Source organism: Pseudocolwellia agarivorans (assembly GCF_002000085.1).
GTDB classification, from domain to species: Bacteria; Pseudomonadota; Gammaproteobacteria; order Enterobacterales; family Alteromonadaceae; genus Pseudocolwellia; species Pseudocolwellia agarivorans.
Genome location: NZ_MUZU01000003.1, coordinates 243,171 through 259,889, shown reverse-complemented (window position 1 = coordinate 259,889; position 16,719 = coordinate 243,171). Strand labels below are relative to the sequence as shown.

20 protein-coding genes are annotated in these 16,719 nt (G+C 36.5%); 14 read left to right on the top strand and 6 right to left on the bottom strand.

Translation table 11 applies throughout. The features are described 5' to 3' along the window. Nucleotides 1-118: 118 nt before the first annotated feature. From B0X80_RS06820 to B0X80_RS06810, 3 genes are all read left to right on the top strand, one after another. Entirely contained in the window at nt 119-1,150 is a 1,032-nt protein-coding gene (locus tag B0X80_RS06820; protein ID WP_077339087.1) for a LacI family DNA-binding transcriptional regulator, read from the top strand. A 61-nt stretch (nt 1,151-1,211) separates the two neighbouring features. Next, entirely contained in the window at nt 1,212-2,009 is a 798-nt protein-coding gene (locus B0X80_RS06815; protein ID WP_077339086.1) for an alpha/beta fold hydrolase, read from the top strand. A gap of 56 nt (nt 2,010-2,065) precedes the next feature. Continuing rightward, nucleotides 2,066-2,914: a GGDEF domain-containing protein gene (locus tag B0X80_RS06810; protein ID WP_077339085.1), complete on the top strand. Its 849-nt coding sequence runs from the start codon at nt 2,066-2,068 to the stop codon at nt 2,912-2,914. 38 nt (nt 2,915-2,952) lie between these two features. Here B0X80_RS06810 and B0X80_RS06805 read toward each other — a convergent pair whose 3' ends face one another. Continuing rightward, complete coding sequence (locus B0X80_RS06805; RefSeq protein WP_077339084.1) at nt 2,953-3,537, bottom strand: TetR/AcrR family transcriptional regulator; 585 nt, start codon at nt 3,535-3,537, stop codon at nt 2,953-2,955. A gap of 131 nt (nt 3,538-3,668) precedes the next feature. Between B0X80_RS06805 and B0X80_RS06800 the strand changes: the two genes are divergently transcribed. The 3 genes from B0X80_RS06800 (at nt 3,669) to B0X80_RS20555 (ending at nt 4,670) form a co-directional block, all read left to right on the top strand. Further along, on the top strand, nt 3,669-4,139 hold the full coding sequence (locus B0X80_RS06800; RefSeq protein ID WP_077339083.1) for a nuclear transport factor 2 family protein: 471 nt from the start codon (nt 3,669-3,671) through the stop codon (nt 4,137-4,139). A gap of 63 nt (nt 4,140-4,202) precedes the next feature. Next, the gene (locus B0X80_RS20305) at nt 4,203-4,430 is read left to right on the top strand and encodes a damage-inducible protein J (RefSeq protein WP_089024844.1); all 228 of its coding nucleotides are present in this window, start codon (nt 4,203-4,205) and stop codon (nt 4,428-4,430) included. 99 nt (nt 4,431-4,529) lie between these two features. Beyond that, complete coding sequence (locus B0X80_RS20555) at nt 4,530-4,670, top strand: type II toxin-antitoxin system RelE/ParE family toxin (protein ID WP_089024843.1); 141 nt, start codon at nt 4,530-4,532, stop codon at nt 4,668-4,670. A gap of 39 nt (nt 4,671-4,709) precedes the next feature. On the opposite strand, the gene B0X80_RS06790 is transcribed toward B0X80_RS20555, so the two are convergent. Together B0X80_RS06790 and B0X80_RS06785 are read right to left on the bottom strand one after the other, a co-directional pair. Continuing rightward, entirely contained in the window at nt 4,710-5,393 is a 684-nt protein-coding gene (locus B0X80_RS06790; protein ID WP_245825408.1) for a 2OG-Fe(II) oxygenase, read from the bottom strand. Between the two features lie 270 nt (nt 5,394-5,663). After that, a complete protein-coding gene (locus B0X80_RS06785; RefSeq protein WP_077339082.1) occupies nt 5,664-6,578 on the bottom strand; it encodes a hydrogen peroxide-inducible genes activator in 915 nt (304 codons plus the stop codon). 292 nt (nt 6,579-6,870) lie between these two features. Between B0X80_RS06785 and katG the strand changes: the two genes are divergently transcribed. From katG to B0X80_RS06765, 4 genes are all read left to right on the top strand, one after another. Next, complete coding sequence (katG, locus tag B0X80_RS06780; protein WP_077339081.1) at nt 6,871-9,090, top strand: catalase/peroxidase HPI; 2,220 nt, start codon at nt 6,871-6,873, stop codon at nt 9,088-9,090. Between the two features lie 129 nt (nt 9,091-9,219). Continuing rightward, nucleotides 9,220-10,197: a cytochrome-c peroxidase gene (locus B0X80_RS06775; protein WP_077339080.1), complete on the top strand. Its 978-nt coding sequence runs from the start codon at nt 9,220-9,222 to the stop codon at nt 10,195-10,197. A gap of 93 nt (nt 10,198-10,290) precedes the next feature. Further along, nucleotides 10,291-10,527, top strand: coding sequence for an RNA recognition motif domain-containing protein (locus B0X80_RS06770; RefSeq protein WP_077339193.1), 237 nt, complete (start codon nt 10,291-10,293; stop codon nt 10,525-10,527). A gap of 395 nt (nt 10,528-10,922) precedes the next feature. Beyond that, complete coding sequence (locus B0X80_RS06765; protein WP_175623891.1) at nt 10,923-12,470, top strand: tetratricopeptide repeat protein; 1,548 nt, start codon at nt 10,923-10,925, stop codon at nt 12,468-12,470. A gap of 65 nt (nt 12,471-12,535) precedes the next feature. Here B0X80_RS06765 and B0X80_RS06760 read toward each other — a convergent pair whose 3' ends face one another. Continuing rightward, nucleotides 12,536-13,366 carry a LysR family transcriptional regulator gene (locus tag B0X80_RS06760; protein ID WP_077339078.1) on the bottom strand — a complete coding sequence of 277 codons (831 nt, stop codon included), beginning with the start codon at nt 13,364-13,366 and terminating at the stop codon, nt 12,536-12,538. A gap of 130 nt (nt 13,367-13,496) precedes the next feature. On the opposite strand from B0X80_RS06760, the gene B0X80_RS06755 reads away from it, so the two are divergent. The 4 genes from B0X80_RS06755 (at nt 13,497) to B0X80_RS06740 (ending at nt 15,347) form a co-directional block, all read left to right on the top strand. Beyond that, the gene (locus B0X80_RS06755) at nt 13,497-13,775 is read left to right on the top strand and encodes a hypothetical protein (protein WP_077339077.1); all 279 of its coding nucleotides are present in this window, start codon (nt 13,497-13,499) and stop codon (nt 13,773-13,775) included. Nucleotide 13,776: 1 nt separating this feature from the next. After that, nucleotides 13,777-14,109, top strand: a complete 333-nt coding sequence (gene maoP, locus B0X80_RS06750; protein ID WP_077339076.1) for a DUF413 domain-containing protein — start codon at nt 13,777-13,779, stop codon at nt 14,107-14,109. Nucleotides 14,110-14,313: 204 nt separating this feature from the next. Next, nucleotides 14,314-15,048 (top strand): AzlC family ABC transporter permease, encoded by a 735-nt coding sequence (locus tag B0X80_RS06745; RefSeq protein ID WP_077339075.1) that lies wholly within the window; start codon nt 14,314-14,316, stop codon nt 15,046-15,048. Further along, nucleotides 15,045-15,347: an AzlD domain-containing protein gene (locus tag B0X80_RS06740; protein ID WP_077339074.1), complete on the top strand. Its 303-nt coding sequence runs from the start codon at nt 15,045-15,047 to the stop codon at nt 15,345-15,347. The genes B0X80_RS06745 and B0X80_RS06740 overlap by 4 nt, the downstream gene beginning before the upstream one ends. Before the next feature lie 25 nt (nt 15,348-15,372). Here B0X80_RS06740 and B0X80_RS06735 read toward each other — a convergent pair whose 3' ends face one another. Both B0X80_RS06735 and B0X80_RS06730 read right to left on the bottom strand, forming a co-directional pair. Then, nucleotides 15,373-15,708 (bottom strand): tRNA-binding protein, encoded by a 336-nt coding sequence (locus tag B0X80_RS06735; protein WP_077339073.1) that lies wholly within the window; start codon nt 15,706-15,708, stop codon nt 15,373-15,375. Next, entirely contained in the window at nt 15,689-16,615 is a 927-nt protein-coding gene (locus B0X80_RS06730) for a DMT family transporter (RefSeq protein WP_077339072.1), read from the bottom strand. The genes B0X80_RS06735 and B0X80_RS06730 overlap by 20 nt, the downstream gene beginning before the upstream one ends. Nucleotides 16,616-16,719 lie beyond the last annotated feature (104 nt).

Sequence of the window (16,719 nt, the reverse complement as noted above, 5' to 3'; positions counted from 1 at the left end):
AATTAATGTTATTTAAAGTGCTTTTATGTCATATAAATAACATAAAAATAAAGTTTAATTTGAAGTCGATTTCATAGTATTCAGATACTCTAGACAAACAAGAATATGAAAGGTAAACATGATAGATAAAAAAGCTTGGACGCTAAAAAGTGTTGCCCAAAAATTGGGTGTTTCAAATGCCACGGTTTCTAATGCATTTAATCGGCCAGATCAACTCTCTAAAAAGCGCCGAGATGAAATACTTGAGTCTTGCAAAGAAATTGGTTACTCAGGCCCAAACAGAGCAGCACAGTCGTTAAGAAAAGGTCACTTTAATATAGTTGCTTTAGTACTGCCCGACAGTGTTGAATATATGGTTACAGACCCCGTAGCAAGCAAGTTTGTTAAAGGGGTCTCGTCAGTATTAGAACAAAGCAAAGTTAATTTGTTATTGTTTTCAGGTACTTCAGAAAATATTAATGCAGTGTCTGACTTTGTTGATGGCTTTATTTGTTATGGTAGCCCGCGCAATACAGCCTTAATTGAGCAGTTAAGAGTTACAAATAAAAAAGTAGTTACTGCCGACTTTGACATAGATCGCAAAGCATCTGTTGGTATTGATAACGAACAAGCGGCTTACGAAATAGCCAAACTGGCTTTGCATTCAAAAGACGATGCCGTGGCTATTCTCGGCCTAAGGTTACTTGACTCAACCGTAACTTCGCGTGTTTATGACTTACCGGGTTTAGATTATCAATGCTCTATTTCTCACAAGCGTTTGAATGGTTACAACCGAGCGATTAAAGAGATTGGAGTTGAGCTACGTTCTGATCGAGTATGGAATATTCCTGAAAACAAACATCACTTTGCATTGATAGCCGCGCGAGAAGCTTTAACGTCAACGCCTCGCCCTAATGTTTTACTGTGCATGAGTGATCTGATTGCATTAGCCGCTATACAAGAAATAAATGCTATGGGGCTTAAAATACCTCAAGACATAAGAATCGTCGGCTTTGATGGTATTGACGAAGCGTTACGCTCTCAACCTAAATTAACAACCATACATCAGAACAATGAGAAAAAAGGTATTAAAGCTGCAGAGCTCTTTATTGAAAGGGCGATTGAGTCAGTCATCATCCCTTTTCATATTGAACATGGCGAAACCAGCTAGTTTTGTCTTGCTTAATAGTTAGGTTATACTCCAAATATTGAGCTGTTAAAAATTAGTCGTAATGAATAACATAAAAATTAGAAATAACGTCAAAGTTTCAGGTAATAAAAATGGTCCAACCTTAATGCTTGCGCATGGATTTGGATGTGATCAGAATATGTGGCGATTTATGCAGCCCATATTAGAAAAACATTACCAAGTCGTACTTTTTGATTATGTGGGTTCTGGTAAGTCGTTATTGACAGATTATTCGACTGAAAAATACGGAACGTTAGAAGGATACGCTGAAGATATTATCGATATTATTCACGAATTAAAACTCACCAATGTCAGTATTATCGGACACTCCGTTAGTTCCATTATCGCTTCAATTGCCTCAATCAAAATTCCTGAAATAATTACTAACCTTATTATGATCTGTCCATCACCTTGCTTCTTAAATGTTCCTCCTGATTATGAAGGCGGATTTGAACGAAGTGATTTAGAAGAGTTAGTTGAACTCATGGATAAAAACTATATTGGTTGGGCGAATTATTTAGCGCCACTTGTTATGGGAAGCTCTCAGTCGCCTGAATTGATCGCTGAGTTATCAGGAAGCTTTTGTAGCACAGATCCATTAATCGCGAAAAATTTTGCTAAAGCGACTTTTTTCTCCGATTACAGACATATTCTAAAAGACATTGCATGCCCTTCACTTATTTTGCAAAGTGAATCTGATTCATTGGCAGATGTGCAAGTTGGAAAATACATGGCTGAAAATATAAATAACTGTGAGCTTGAAGTGATTAATGCAGAAGGCCATTGCTTACATATGACCAATCATGAAGACATTGTTCCTATTATTCTCCGTTTCATTTGAAAACATTAAACGCCATTAATGCCAGCCAAAATCTTAATGATTTTTGTTCGGGGCACATGATTGTTAATAAATATCGCAAGATTATTTTTTGTAATGACTATATTTGCAATTTAAGTTTTAAACCTAACAATGAATTGATTAATTCATCTATAGCTACATGTTTTACAAAAGCATCTAATATTTTTATTGATAGTTATATTTACCCACTTTTACTTGTTGAAACCGTTGCACAAGAAATTCAGCTATCCTTTATAGATCAAAACAAACAAGTGGTACCGGTTGTTGTAAATATTAGATTAGGAGAAGAAGGTACATCTTATTGGTCGTTATACGAATGCAGCAATCGGAATAAACTTCATTCTGAATTAATAAAAGCTAAAGACAAGTTAGAAGAGCAATCTAAAGCGCTTTATCAGCTTGCTATAACCGATCCCTTAACCGGTTTAATGAACAGGCGCGAACTACAAAATCAGATAACGAGAATCATTAACTTGGTTGCTCGAAACCCTTCTACCTTTGCATTATTGTCAATTGATGTCGATTTTTTCAAACAGGTTAACGACACTTATGGTCATCACGTTGGCGATAAAGTTTTAAAGCACCTAGCAACTATATTGCAAGAAGACCGCAGGGCAAACGATCTAGTCGCTAGAATTGGTGGCGAAGAGTTCGTATTACTATTACCTGACATAGATGAAGCTAATGCTTATAAATTAGCCGAAAACCTGAGAAAAAAAGTTGAAAATGAAGTAATTGATAACATCAGTATCACCATAAGTATTGGCTTGGTTGTCAGCCATAAAAATGAAAAAAACAGTTTTGATGCCCTTTTAAAATTGTCTGATGATGCACTTTACCGTTCGAAAAATGCAGGTCGAAATCAAACAAGCGTGGCGTATTTGTAATTGTTTTTTAGCGTGATAAACCAGAAAATTAAGTAAGACTAATGTTTTAAAAACGTTAAGGCGAGTTGCTTTGCTTTTAATGCCGCTTCTTTATCATCCATTACATAAGCGCAGTTAATAACGCCTTCTTTAAGCTGTACCAATAAATCAGTTAAACTATTTACTTGTTTTGTATCACTAATATTTATAGCTAGTTGTTGTTGAAAAAACTGCTTAATATTAAGTTTATGCTGCAAACATAATTGATAAATTTCACTACCTGTATCGCCATATTCAGCAGCGGTATTGACAAAAAAACAGCCATCAAATTTTTCTAAAATCGTTTCGCGATTATTAATCCAATCATGCAATGCATTAAACAGATGTTCAACAAACTCAGCAGTAGAACTTGTGTTGCTACAACGTGCTTTAAACCATTGCATAAAACGTTTGTCGCGCTCTATTACACACGCTTGTATCAAAGCCTCTTTACTCGCAAAGTGGTTATATAAGGTTTTTTTAGCAATGCCTGACTTAGCCAATATTTCGTTAATACCAATGGCATGAATACCTTGCTGATAAAACAGCTGTAAGGCGGTATTAACTAATTGTACGCGTTTATCATTGGCTTTTGCTACAGACATAAATTAATTCCAATTAAGGAGGGTGGTAAATAAAAATGTTGCGTAAGTATACAAAGTTGTCTACCATAACTCAATGGTAGACAGAGTGTTCTACTTTTTGTTTTATTAATTTACTATTTGGAATGATTACAATGGAAAATTCACGCCCACCTTTACCTCCCTTCGATGCAGATAGCGCAAAAATAAAAGTAAGAGCCGCCGAAAATGGCTGGAACAATAAAGACCCACTTAAAGTGTCTCTCGCTTATAGCGCAGATAGTCAATGGCGCAACCGCTCAAGCTTTATTAATGGCAGAGACGAAATCGTTGAGTTTTTAACAAGTAAATGGCAACAAGAGCTAGACTACAAGCTGATCAAAGAGTTATGGGCATTTACCGAAAACCGTATTGCAGTACGCTTTGCTTACGAATACCGAAATGCCGAAAACCAATGGTTCAGGGCTTACGGTAACGAAAACTGGGAATTTGATGAATTAGGTTTAATGCGTAAACGCTTCGCGTGTATAAACGACTTAGCTATTACCGAGAAAGAACGATTATTCATATGGGAAGGCGCAGTTCGACCTGATGATTTTCCAAGCTTGTCTGAGTTAGGTTTGTAGGTTTCCTTGACGTTTCGCAGGCGCTAACATTGTAGGTACAAAAACGTAAAAAGGTCACTTACAATGGACACTCGTATTCAGTTTAGACTTGATGAAGAAACCAAACGTTTAGCACAGTTAATGGCTGAAAGGGGAGCTGAAAAGCAACGAAAATCTATGGGTCATGATGCATGGTTATCAGAACAAATAAATGCGGCATTTAATAAATTTGATAGTGGTAAAGCTCGTTTTGTCGCACATGATGATGCTAAAGCTCAGATGGAAGATCGAAAACAGAAGCTTCGTAATTAGAGGGCAGGTATAACTGTATTTTTGATTTTACCCCTGTTCAGCTGAAAAAAAGATCAAATTATTGAAGCTAAAGTTAAAAGTCTACTCAAACACCCATTAATGGGTGTTCAAAGAGATCTATTTCGAGGGCGATTATTAATTATTCCTGAAGTTTCAATGATTGTATCTTATTGGGTTGATGGAAAAACAATCCGAATTATGCGTGTTTTACACCAGAAGCAAAAATTTCCACAAGGATGATATTGTTAATTCAGACGTAATGGCTGATATCCACAAAACTTAGCTTGGCGGATCAATATTATTCGCAATGCTGTTATTCAACCTAAACCAGCCGGCAATTGAATAACGATCTCTATTGGCAGGCAGTACTTCATGTGGAAAGTCTTCACTTAAAAACACCACGATAGTACCAAAATTAGGGGTTACTTTAATCACGCTGTTATCAATAATTGTAGACGCTTCGGCTTGATTATCGTAAATCACTAATTCGCCACCATCGTCAGGCGACCAAAATTGATTAAGGTAAACCACCACCGATAACATGCGGTTATCTTCGCCTTTAAAAGCGTCTTTATGCTTTTTGTAAAAGTCGCCTTTGGCATAATGTGCAAAATGACTTTCAAACGAAAACAATCCAAGAAATAAGCGTTTGTTTAAAAAAACACGTAATGACTCTGTCCACTTAATCCAAGCGCTACCAGCTTCACTGTTGCCTGTTATCCAACATATTTCGTCAGTGCGAACAAAGTCGTTAACGGTATGATCTTGAGCACGGCCAATACCTGCACGTTTAAAATTTTCGTCAGACATAACCGTAACGTGTTGCAGTAACAATTGAGCTAAGTTTTCAGGTAAAGCATAAGGGCGAATGCTATAGCCCTTATCCATAATGTCGTTTGTGATTGATTCAAAAAGCGATGTTGTATCGCCAGAATGAATGGTATGAAGTAAGGTCAACAGCAACCTGTCTTAGGTATTAAAACTAACATGGGTAGATAATTTAAGAGAATGTAATAGCCCATAATATCACTATAAAGCCTTTAGTCATTATCATTATTTTCTTTGTATTGTTATAAATGAAGATTGAGTGTTTTTAAATTATGGTGTGACAACTTTTTCATTATACTTTTCTTTTTAATTGCCAACTTATCACAAAGTATGTCGACCTATTAATTAAGGCTTCAAGGCTTTTCAATATAGCCGCATAATCACGTTTATGTAATTGAATAAACATTACTTTTGAGCCAATCCCCACTTATTGGTTAACTGCTCTGTAAAAATATTCATCAGGGCAGTTACTTCATTAGTTCTTACGTAATTAGGTCTTATTACCAAGGCGATAGAGCGGTGCGGGCTAGGTTCATTTAAATGAATTGCTCTAAGTTCAGACTCGTTGTGTATCAATTGATCTAAAGCCATATGTGGTACCAATGTTGTACCGAGCTTACCTGCAACCATTTGAATTAATGTATGTAGAGTAGCTGAGTCAAAGTCTGATTTTTGTGTTTGATTTTGCAAGCTACAAGCGGCGAGCGCATGTTCTTTTAAGCAATGTCCGTCTTTTAATAGCATCAGTTTTTCGATTTCTAATTCTTCGCTGGTAATCTCTTGGAGCTTACTTGGGCATTCATCTTTGTGGCATATCCAGTAAAAATCTTCTTTCCAAAAATTAAAACTCATTAGCCCTTCAATAGGAAAAGGTAGAGCGAGTATAGCCGCATCGATGTCGCCTGTTCGTACCATATCTACTAAGGTGTGAGACTGTTCTTCAATAATTCTTAATTTAAAATCTGGGTGTTGCTTTCTAACTTCTGGTAGTACTTTAGGTAAAAGGTAAGGGCCAATAGTAGGAATAACCCCAATACTCATGGGGTTAGAAAAAGGTTGTTTATTGGTTTGCGATATTTGTAAAAGTTCATCTAACTCAAGCTTTACTTTTTTGGCTTTAGTAAGAATCAGCTGCCCATTATGAGTAACAAGCACTTGTTTGTTATTACGCTCAAATATAGTAACCCCCAGTTGCTTTTCAAGCTCGGTTATTGCCGTACTAAGGGCTGATTGCGAAACGTTGCAAGCTTCAGCCGCTTTTTTGAAATGTAAGGTTTTTTCAATCGCCAAGGCATAATATAGTTGTTTGAATGAAATCATAATTTGATGCTAGTTGATGTTAGTTTTAACGGAACGTAATCGATACTTTAATCAATTTTATCTAATAATGGCAGTGGTTTATGGGGAGTGAATAGGATGACAAATACAAAACATCAATTGTAAATTAAAACAAGTCTATAATTTAAAAGGAAAAAACTCCATTCATTCAAAAAACAGAACATTATCTTCCAGTTAATCAAATATCCAAAACATACTCTCGTATTTACACTTTATTCAGAAAATTACTTCTACAACAAATTAACACAAAGTGATGAAATACGAGGGATTAACCATGTTAAAAAAAGCACTTCCAATAACGGCGGCAATTTCAGTTGCTGTTTCTTCTATGGCTTTCACGTCAACAGCTTTTGCTGAAAGTGAAGCTAAAACCAATCAATTTTGGTGGCCAGAACAGTTAAATCTTAGCCCGTTACGTCAACACGGCGCTGAATCTAATCCTTATGGTGATGAATTTAATTACCCTAAAGAATTTGCAAAAATAGATATAGCGATGTTGAAAAAAGATATTCAAACCACTTTAGTTGATTCTAAAGCTTGGTGGCCTGCTGATTGGGGACATTACGGACCATTAATGATCCGCATGGCTTGGCATAGCTCAGGTGTTTACCGCGTACACGACGGACGTGGCGGAGCATCGGGCGGACAACAACGATTTGATCCGCTAAACAGCTGGCCAGACAATGTAAACCTAGACAAAGCACGTAGATTACTTTGGCCTGTAAAACAAAAATACGGTCGTCAAATTTCGTGGGCAGATTTAATGGTGCTTTCGGGTAACGTTGCACTTGAATCTATGGGCTTTAAAACTTTCGGTTTTGCTGGCGGTAGAGCCGATGATTGGGAACCTGATTTAGTATATTGGGGACCTGAGAAAAAAATGCTGACCGACAAACGAAGAGATAAAAACGGTAAACTTAAAAAGCCATTAGGTGCAATGGAAATGGGGTTGATTTATGTTAACCCAGTAGGTCCGCATGGTGTACCTGATCCATTATTAGCAGCAAAAGATATTAGAACATCGTTCGGGCGTATGGCAATGAATGATGAAGAAATTGTTGCTTTAATTGCCGGTGGTCATACGCTAGGTAAAGCTCATGGAGCTAAAAAATCTGAATGTTTAGATGTTGAGCCAGGTGCCGCGCCAATTGAAGAACAAGGCTTAGGCTGGAAAAATAAATGTGGTACAGGTGTTGGCGCTGATGCTTCAGGCAGTGGTTTAGAAGGTGCTTGGACGGTTACACCAACAAAGTGGTCGTCTAACTTTTTAGATAACTTAATGAACTTTAACTGGGTACAAACTAACAGCCCTGCTGGCGCGATTCAATGGAAGCCTGACAATCCAGCAGCAGCTAACTTAGTGCCTGATGCGCATATTCCGGGCAAACGTCATGCCCCTATGATGTTTACAACCGATATTGCGTTAAAAGAAGATCCAGAGTTCCGTAAAATTGTTGAACGTTTCAGAGAAGACACACGTGAGTTTGATAAAGCCTTTGCTAAAGCATGGTTTAAGTTAACGCATCGTGACATGGGACCTCGTGCAAGATATGTGGGTTCAGACATACCAAGCGAAGTACTTTCATGGCAAGACCCTATTCCAGAAATTACGTATAAGCTAGTGACTGATAAAGATATCACTAGGCTTAAAACTACAATTCTTGATTCTGGTTTAACAACGTCTGAATTAGTAAGAACGGCATGGGCAGCAGCCTCTAGCCATCGAGTGACTGACATGCGTGGTGGTGCTAACGGTGCGCGTATTAAACTTGAACCGCAAGTAAATTGGGAAGTAAATAATCCTAAAGAACTAAACAGAGTATTAGCTAAACTTGAATCGATTCAACAACAGTTCAATAAAAAATCGTCTCGTACACAAATATCGTTAGCAGACATTATTGTACTAGGTGGCGCAGCCGCAGTAGAAAGCGCAGCAAAACAAGCAGGGTATAAAGTTGAAGTACCATTTAAAGCAGGCCGTGCCGATGCAACGCAAGCCAATACAGAAGTTAAGTCGTTTAATTACTTAAAGCCAGATGCTGACGGATTCCGTAACTACTACAGCGACGAAAGCTATATGTCGCCAACAGAAATGTTAGTAGATAAAGCAAGTTTACTTGGTTTAAATGTTCCTGAAATGACGGTACTTGTTGGTGGTATGCGTGCGTTAAACGCTAACTTTGATGGTTCATCTTTAGGTATATTTACAGACAAACCGGGCGTTTTAACTAACGACTTCTTTGTTAACTTATTAGATATGTCGAATAAATGGGTTAAGGCTAAATCTAACAATGGTATTTATGAAGGACGTGACCGTGCTTCAGGAGAGTTAAAATGGAAGGCAACACCTGTTGATCTTATTTTTGGCTCAAGTTCTGAATTAAGAGCCATTGCTGAAGTATATGCTTCTGCCGATGCCGATAAAAAGTTTGTAAACGACTTTGTAAGTGCTTGGGATAAAGTGATGAAGTTAGATCGCTTTGACCTGAAATAGAGCTGAAAGGTTAATACCATGATATAAAATAAAAAGAGTTAGTGCCGATACTTATGTGCTAACTCTTTTTTTTATTACAGAAAATTAATTACATTAAAAACAGTATATTAAAACTGTACATTAAAAATTATGAATAAAAAAACGCTGTTACTTTATCTCTTTCTTATTTTACTTACCTTAAGTAAAAGTTACGCAAATAACACGATTAACCCAGTATCCTTATCGTTTTTCGCACCACTTCCAAAGGTTATGCAAGGTAGCGAAACGGACACGACACAACAAATAAACTTAGGTAAAAAGCTGTACTTTGAAGCAGCGCTTTCAGTAAACCAAACCCAGTCATGTAATAGCTGTCATAACCTTATTAATAACGCTTCAGGAGTCGATAACCTGATCGTGCCGATAGGTGCTTTAGGTAAATTTGGCACACGCAATTCCCCTTCTACATGGAATGCGGGTATGCAGGTTGCTCAGTTTTGGGATGGACGAGCTAAAACACTAGAACAACAAGTTAAATTTCCCTTATTTAATCCCAAAGAAATGGCTATGCCTTCTGAAAAAGAAGTATCTAGCCGTTTGAGCAACAAAGGATATTTAACCGAATTCAAACAAGCTTTTCCTCTAGAGACCACGCCGATAAATATCAAAAACATATCAAAAACGTTAGCGGCATTTCAGCGCACTTTAATCACTAAAGACAGATTCGATGAATATTTGCTAGGTGACAAAAAGGCGATAACCACAGAAGAAAAATCAGGATTAACCACCTTTATCGAAAAAGGTTGTGTGGCTTGTCATAACGGACCTTTATTGGGAGGGCAGTTGTTTATGAAAATGGGCATCGTTCATCCGTATCCAAATAAAATAGATAAAGGCGTAGGAGCTATCACCGATAAAGCAGGCGACAACTACTTTTTCAAAGTTCCATCGTTGCGTAATATATTAAACACAGCACCTTACTTTCACGACGGAGCAGCAACAACGGTAGAACAAGCGATTGAAGATACTGGTTGGCACCAGCTAGGCATTAAATTAAATAAAGACGAAATTAACGAAATAAAAACCTTTTTTAATACGCTAAATAATAAAGCGACTGTTATAGAGTAAGTAGGAAGATTTTTCATAAAATACACAAATGAATATAGTCTGTTGAGTATTTGTGAGACAATTGCAGCAGAAGAAACACACCAATGGTTAATTATGAAACTTTTAGTTCGTAACCTTTCTCGTTCAACCACAGAACAAGAAATTCGTATTTTATTTACTGCTCATGGTTCTGTTACAGAATGTACACTTGTTTTAGACCAAGAAACGGGTAAATCAAAAGGTTTTGCTTTTGTAGAAATGCCTAATGAAGGCGAAGCAAAAAAAGCATTATCTAGTTTGCATGAAAAAAGAATTGCTAGTAACAGAATTCGAGTAAAAGTCGCTCAGTAATCTTTAAAGTTATTGTGTAACGTTAAAGCCAGCTGCCATTAAGGTATATGCTGGCTTTTTTGTATTTATACTCGTCTAAATGGTCAATTACATCGTTATTTATTTAATCATCAGGATAATTAATTATTAAAATAAATGCCTCAACTACAGGAAGTAGGTGCTTAGGTTCAGCCTGGAACGATGAGCTTGTGAATCTGGCCATTTATTCTTTGTATAAAATAGGTTAATTTATTTTTAGTTTTAATGAGTTTTTAAATATTTGTTTTTAATCAATGGCTTACGTTTTTGGTTGAAAAATTAAGTTACATTTGTTTTTAAGTTTATTGTATTTTTTAAGTGATAATTAACGGCTATAATTATTTAATAAAACAAAAATAATGATAAGAATAATTAAAATGGATTTTCATAAAAATTTATGGACGGTTGTTTGTTTTACAATCGCTTTTTCCTTCCCTGCTTTAGCTATTAACGTTTTTAAAGCAGACGATTACTTTTCTACACAACAATACGAACTTGCTAAAAAAGAATACTCAAAAGCTGCTGGCGTAGGTAGTCCTCATGCTTATTACCAATTAGGTACTATGTATTACAAAGGCTTAGGCACTAAAGCCGATAAGCTACAGGCGATGATTTGGTTTGCTTTAGCGGCTGAATATCAATTTAACGATGCTGAAAAAATTGTAAAAGATATGTTGAAGGGCTTGCCGAATGAGGACCAAGCTTATTTCAATGAACTTGTTTTAGTGTTCAGAGAAACCTTTGGGAAACAAACCACAAATCAGCAATATTTCCCCATTATTGTTACTGAAAACCTCCCTCAAAAAATCACTTTTGGTGGAGAAGGCAAACTTGAAAATAATTATCAAGATCCTGAAATGATGTTTGAAAGTTTCAGCCAAAATTTTTCTGCTAACGATGCAACACCTTTAGATTTTCAGGAAGGGTCTGATGCATTTGGACTTAATGATGGTTTAAGTACATATGATCGAGAGCCAACAGACAATCCTGCCGTGTTACTTTCTCGTCGTCCTGAGGTTGATTTCACCCGTAGACCTTATTTTTTAATTGTAGATCACGATGTAGCAACTGATGGTTCGGTACGTAATATATCGCGTGTGCAAAATATTGGTTATCCACGTAGTGGCCTTGAGTTAATTGAGCGTAGTACGCTAGCACCGCCTACTTTTGAAGGTACGCGAGTTGAGTTTTTTAATCGTAGTTATTTAGGTACCGCTACCTATAGCGGCTTTCAAATGAAGGCGGAAAATGAACGCTTGTATGACCGTATTCGTCGCTTAGCTAAAAAGCTTAGGAAAAGCACTACAACGGCAGACAAGTATCAATATGCTATGGCGTTATTGGCGTTTACTTGGTTACCACAAGAAGTAGATGAAGCTGAAAACATATTGAAAAAGTTGGCTTTAAGTGGCCATCCGAAGGCGCAATTTGAGTACGGCTTTAAGCTTTACCGTGAACAAAAAGATATTAAAGAGGCTATTCATTGGCTTTCAGAAGCCAGTAAATACGGTATGAGTAAAGCTGAATATGTTCTAGGAAGTATCTTACATAAAAGCCCTTGGGTGATTAATGATGAGAAAAAAGCTTTGTTTTGGTACGAGTCTGCGATCGAAAAAGGTCATGTAGGTGCAACGTTAAAAGCGATTGAGTTAAAACTATTAGCGGTTGATGAAACCTTGCATGATGTACCCAAAGCAATTGAGTTATTAGCAAAAATAGAAGAAACCGAAATAAAAGAAGAGAATCCTGAGTATTACTTTTTATTAGCTATATCCCATAAAAATAGAAAAAATCGTAATTTTTCCCAAGTGGTTAAATATATGAAAACAGCGATTGATGAAGCCGACAGCCGAAACTGGGATGTTACGTATTGGGAAGGATTGTTAGAAGCTTGGACAACAGGAACCGTACAAATTATTGATTAAAGCTTTTGGCAATTGATTTGTAAGCTCTCAATCTTATTTATAAATTGAGAGCTTCATGAATGAGTTTACTGACTGTTAGTAAATAATTGTCTGAATTCATTGATCAGGTTTTCGTTAATGTTATTTTTTCGGTACACCATATAAATGGGTCTTTTAATTTGTATAGGGCTTTCAATAACATAAAGTTTTTTCTTGTTAACTAAATCTGCTACAAATTCGTTAGGCAAATAGGCAAATCCGCCTTTTGATAAAATAACTTCTAATGCAATCATCGCGGTTGATGATTTAAAGCTTGGAATAATTTTGTGATGTAAAACATGCTCCTTTTGAAACGTTATTCCCCAATCTATTAAAATATAATCAGTTAGCTCTGCATCAAACTCAGGTCGAGTGCCGACTAACGACAAATCAAAATGACCAATAAGCTCATTGGTAAAACCATCGTCTTTAATAGGATCTGTCAGTAAACCAACATCCAGTGTCCGGTCATCGAGCTTGCGTTGAATGGCTTCTCTTACAGATATTTCTGTGCCAAGCATTAGGTTTTCAAATAGATCCAAAGCGTCTTTAATTCTTGAACTAAAAAAAGCATCCCAAATATTAGGTGTTGCAGCAATGTTAAAGCTGATTTTTTGTTGGTTAGCGATAGACAGCGCAACTTTAGATTGCTCCATTTGACTCACCATTAAATGTGCATGAGAAAGCAAAGTTTCGCCAGACGGTGTTAACCTAAGATTGTTTTTATCTCTTATAAGTAGTTGTGTAGCATAGAATTCTTCTAATTGTTTGATTCTTGCACTTACTGCCGCTTGCGTGATATAAAGCATTTCTGCTGCACGCCCAAAGTGTTTATTTTCTGCAACGGCAATAAAGGTTTTAAATACTCGGATATCCATCCAAATTCCTAATAATCGGTTATAACAACACTGTAAATAAATCTTATCTTATCGACAAATATTTTTTGTTTTTCAAAAGGGTAAATATTTCATAAATTCAAGTGGCAAATACTGCGTAATAGGAATTTTAATGAAAACTATACCTTGTTTACTACTTTTAAGTTTGATTAGTTTTAGCGGGTATTCAAATGACCTTGAATCGCAGTTAAGTGAGTCAACGCCTGATTTGGATACTGTGCTTAATATTTACAACTTTTGTGTAGAAAAACAGTACTCAGACCAAGATGACTTTAATATGGAAACATACTTATTAGATTGCGTTAATGTAGATTTAATAACGGCAGCTTATCAAACTTTTAATTCATATAACGGTTTAATTGAATTTATCTCATCAGATAAAGGGGAATAGTATGAATACAACAATTCGTAAAGGCACTTTATTTTTTTATGGCGATCGAACGTTTGCTCGCGGTTTTTCTCGAAGTGGTTATTTTAATAAGCGTGAGTCGCTAGAACTTGAAGAGTACGGACATACACTGCAAGGCTTAGCTAATGGTTTATTACAACCAGAAAACGAAGAAGAAGCGCAATTTGTGCGTGATCTAGAATCAGTTCATGCGAGCTCTTTATATCCTGTGGCATTATGGAAGAAATATCTTGCGGCAGTGGAAAAAAGCAAAGTTCATCACGGCTTTGCTAAAAGCAGCCCAAGAAATAACGAAAACTTTAGCATGAGTGCGTAAGTAAATTTACCCATTTAAGCTGATTCACAGCATTAAATAATAAACATCAAACAATATATAAACAGAGAGCTAAAGCTCTCTGTTTATTTCATTTATAAAAAAAATTAATTTCACAAAAGCATACCTGAAAGATCAACAGACCCTATTATAAATTTAAGGTAAACTCTCCTTTTCTTACTTTCTCTATCTTAAATTTAAGCTGATATGTCTACGTTAACTCAACCTGAAACTTATGTTGCTCAATCAAATCATAAATCTTTTTGGCAAGGTGTTATTGCCACGCTTCCGCTGTGTATTGCTGTTATTCCGTGGGGGATATTAGCCGGATCTTATGCCATTGAAGTCGGCTTAACATCGTTAGAGTCGCAAGCTATGTCGGCCATTGTTTTTGCGGGCGCTGCTCAGTTGGTTGCATTAGGTATGATAAAGGCAGGTATTGGCTTAACCAGTATTTTGCTTACCACGCTGTTAATAACCTCTCGGCATTTGCTTTATAGTATGGCGCTAAGAAAAGACATTAGCCCTTTACCGCTAAAGTGGCGTTTATCGTTAGGATTTTTATTAACAGACGAACTCTTTGCCATAGTTACAACACGAAAAACACCGAATAAACAGCATACATTTGATCGCTGGTATGCATTAGGTGGTGGGTTAAGTTTTTATGTATTTTGGAACATAGCCACGCTCATCGGTATTATTGCCGGACAAGCCATTCCTAATATGGAAGAGTGGGGGCTCGACTTTGCTATTGCCTCTACTTTTATCGCATTAATTATTCCTATGATCAAAGCTAAATCAATATTGGTTTGTGTATTGGTGTCGTTGGTAGGTTCGGTAGTATGTAGCGTGTTAAATATTGAAGCTGGCTTATTAATTTCAGCCCTTATTGGTATGGCATGCGGAACCTTATACGCTCAAATGACAGGTGAAGCATCATGATTTGGTTAACGTTAGGCTTAATGACCCTCATTATATTTATCAGTCGTTATTTGTTTTTAGAGCCCAAGCTGCCACTTAAATTAAACAAAAGCACACTACAATTTTTAAGTTATGCAGCACCGGCTGTACTTACCGCTATTATTGCTCCTTTGGTTTTTGTAAAAGAGCATGCGTTATATATAAGTATTCATAACAGTTATTTAGTAGGCGCGATTATCGCTTGCTTGTTGGCTTACTTTACGCGCAATACCTTGTTAACAGTTGTAGTAAGTATGGGGATTTTCTTTTTTATATTATAAAAAATAGCTTATACCCATTTCATTATTAGATCAGCTTAGCGCCATTAGGTACATTAAATTCAGGCATGGCTAATGCTATCGCGCCATTGCTGTCGTAAAAGCCGGTGACTAAACATTCCGACATAAAAGGCCCAATTTGTTTAGGCGGGAAATTAGTCACGGCAAGTACTTGCTTACCTAATAAGTCTTCTAAGTTATATAACACCGTAATTTGCGCGCTCGACTTTTTAATGCCGACTTCTTCACCAAAGTCTATTTTCATTTTATATGAAGGATTACGTGCTTCGGGGAATTCGGTTACTTCGATAATAGTGCCAATTCTTAAATCGACTTTTTGAAAATCATCCCAGTTTATTTGCATTTTTTCGCCTTATATTTTTAATTGAAAAGTTTGTAATCGATTGAATACTTATATTGGATATTAGCGCACCTAACAGTATTAAGCTTAACGAAATCAGTATATTTGAAGACCACATGTTAAGCCCTACAACAGCTAAAATAACAGAAGATATTAGCGGAGTACAAAAACTCAAAGACGCTAATAGTTTTTTGTTACCTTGTTTTAATGCAATATCCCATAAGTAAAAAGCACCGCCAACAGGGCCTAAACCTAATAAAATAATACTCAGCCATTGCTTACTCGTAAACTGCCAATTTAATGTGTTTAACGGATCACTCGCCTCTAATTGAAAATGTGCCACAAGAGAAAGCACAGCAACAACCAACGATAGCCAACCAATATTATCAACAGTATTAGCAGAGCCACTCTCAGACGTTGAAAAGAACCAAGAATAAGTCGACCATAACAACGCGCAACAAGCGGCCAATACATAGCCTTTTACATAGGTGGGGTTATACATAATATCAGCGTCACCCACTATAATAAAACTCACACCAATAAAACCGACTGAGCTACCTATTAATGCTTTAAATCGAGTCGCTTTAGTTGCTAAAAATAACGCTAAAAGCATTGGCCATAAATAAGCAATTAGGCTAACTTCAATGGCTGGGGCTACTTTCAGCGCAGCAAAATAACAGTAATGAAAACCGAATAATCCAGCAATACCGACTAACCATTGCTTAATAGCTAAACTGGGTTGAGCAAATAAACGCTCTTTTAAAATGAGTCGCTTAATAAACATTAATAAAGCTGAAATAGAAAAACACATCGACAACAACTGAAACGCCGGAATATCAGCGGTATTAACGCCTAACAAAGCTAAGCAGCTCCACATAACAATGGCTAAAATGCCAAAAAATGTTGCCATAACAATATGACTCAAGGTGTTTTATAAAAGATCTATTATCTGACTATTTATAAATTAAAGTGTGCAGAAAGGACGCTTTTTTTGTTTGAGAAGACGGGGTTATT

Coding starts and splice junctions, on each gene's coding strand:
- B0X80_RS06820 (WP_077339087.1), top strand. CDS start 119: ATGATAGATAAAAAAGCTTGGACGCTAAAAAGTGTTGCCCAAAAATTG.
- B0X80_RS06815 (WP_077339086.1), top strand. CDS start 1,212: ATGAATAACATAAAAATTAGAAATAACGTCAAAGTTTCAGGTAATAAA.
- B0X80_RS06810 (WP_077339085.1), top strand. CDS start 2,066: ATGATTGTTAATAAATATCGCAAGATTATTTTTTGTAATGACTATATT.
- B0X80_RS06805 (WP_077339084.1), bottom strand. CDS start 3,537: ATGTCTGTAGCAAAAGCCAATGATAAACGCGTACAATTAGTTAATACC.
- B0X80_RS06800 (WP_077339083.1), top strand. CDS start 3,669: ATGGAAAATTCACGCCCACCTTTACCTCCCTTCGATGCAGATAGCGCA.
- B0X80_RS20305 (WP_089024844.1), top strand. CDS start 4,203: ATGGACACTCGTATTCAGTTTAGACTTGATGAAGAAACCAAACGTTTA.
- B0X80_RS20555 (WP_089024843.1), top strand. CDS start 4,530: ATGGGTGTTCAAAGAGATCTATTTCGAGGGCGATTATTAATTATTCCT.
- B0X80_RS06785 (WP_077339082.1), bottom strand. CDS start 6,578: ATGATTTCATTCAAACAACTATATTATGCCTTGGCGATTGAAAAAACC.
- katG (WP_077339081.1), top strand. CDS start 6,871: ATGTTAAAAAAAGCACTTCCAATAACGGCGGCAATTTCAGTTGCTGTT.
- B0X80_RS06775 (WP_077339080.1), top strand. CDS start 9,220: ATGAATAAAAAAACGCTGTTACTTTATCTCTTTCTTATTTTACTTACC.
- B0X80_RS06770 (WP_077339193.1), top strand. CDS start 10,291: ATGAAACTTTTAGTTCGTAACCTTTCTCGTTCAACCACAGAACAAGAA.
- B0X80_RS06765 (WP_175623891.1), top strand. CDS start 10,923: ATGGATTTTCATAAAAATTTATGGACGGTTGTTTGTTTTACAATCGCT.
- B0X80_RS06760 (WP_077339078.1), bottom strand. CDS start 13,366: ATGGATATCCGAGTATTTAAAACCTTTATTGCCGTTGCAGAAAATAAA.
- B0X80_RS06755 (WP_077339077.1), top strand. CDS start 13,497: ATGAAAACTATACCTTGTTTACTACTTTTAAGTTTGATTAGTTTTAGC.
- maoP (WP_077339076.1), top strand. CDS start 13,777: ATGAATACAACAATTCGTAAAGGCACTTTATTTTTTTATGGCGATCGA.
- B0X80_RS06745 (WP_077339075.1), top strand. CDS start 14,314: ATGTCTACGTTAACTCAACCTGAAACTTATGTTGCTCAATCAAATCAT.
- B0X80_RS06740 (WP_077339074.1), top strand. CDS start 15,045: ATGATTTGGTTAACGTTAGGCTTAATGACCCTCATTATATTTATCAGT.
- B0X80_RS06735 (WP_077339073.1), bottom strand. CDS start 15,708: ATGCAAATAAACTGGGATGATTTTCAAAAAGTCGATTTAAGAATTGGC.
- B0X80_RS06730 (WP_077339072.1), bottom strand. CDS start 16,615: ATGGCAACATTTTTTGGCATTTTAGCCATTGTTATGTGGAGCTGCTTA.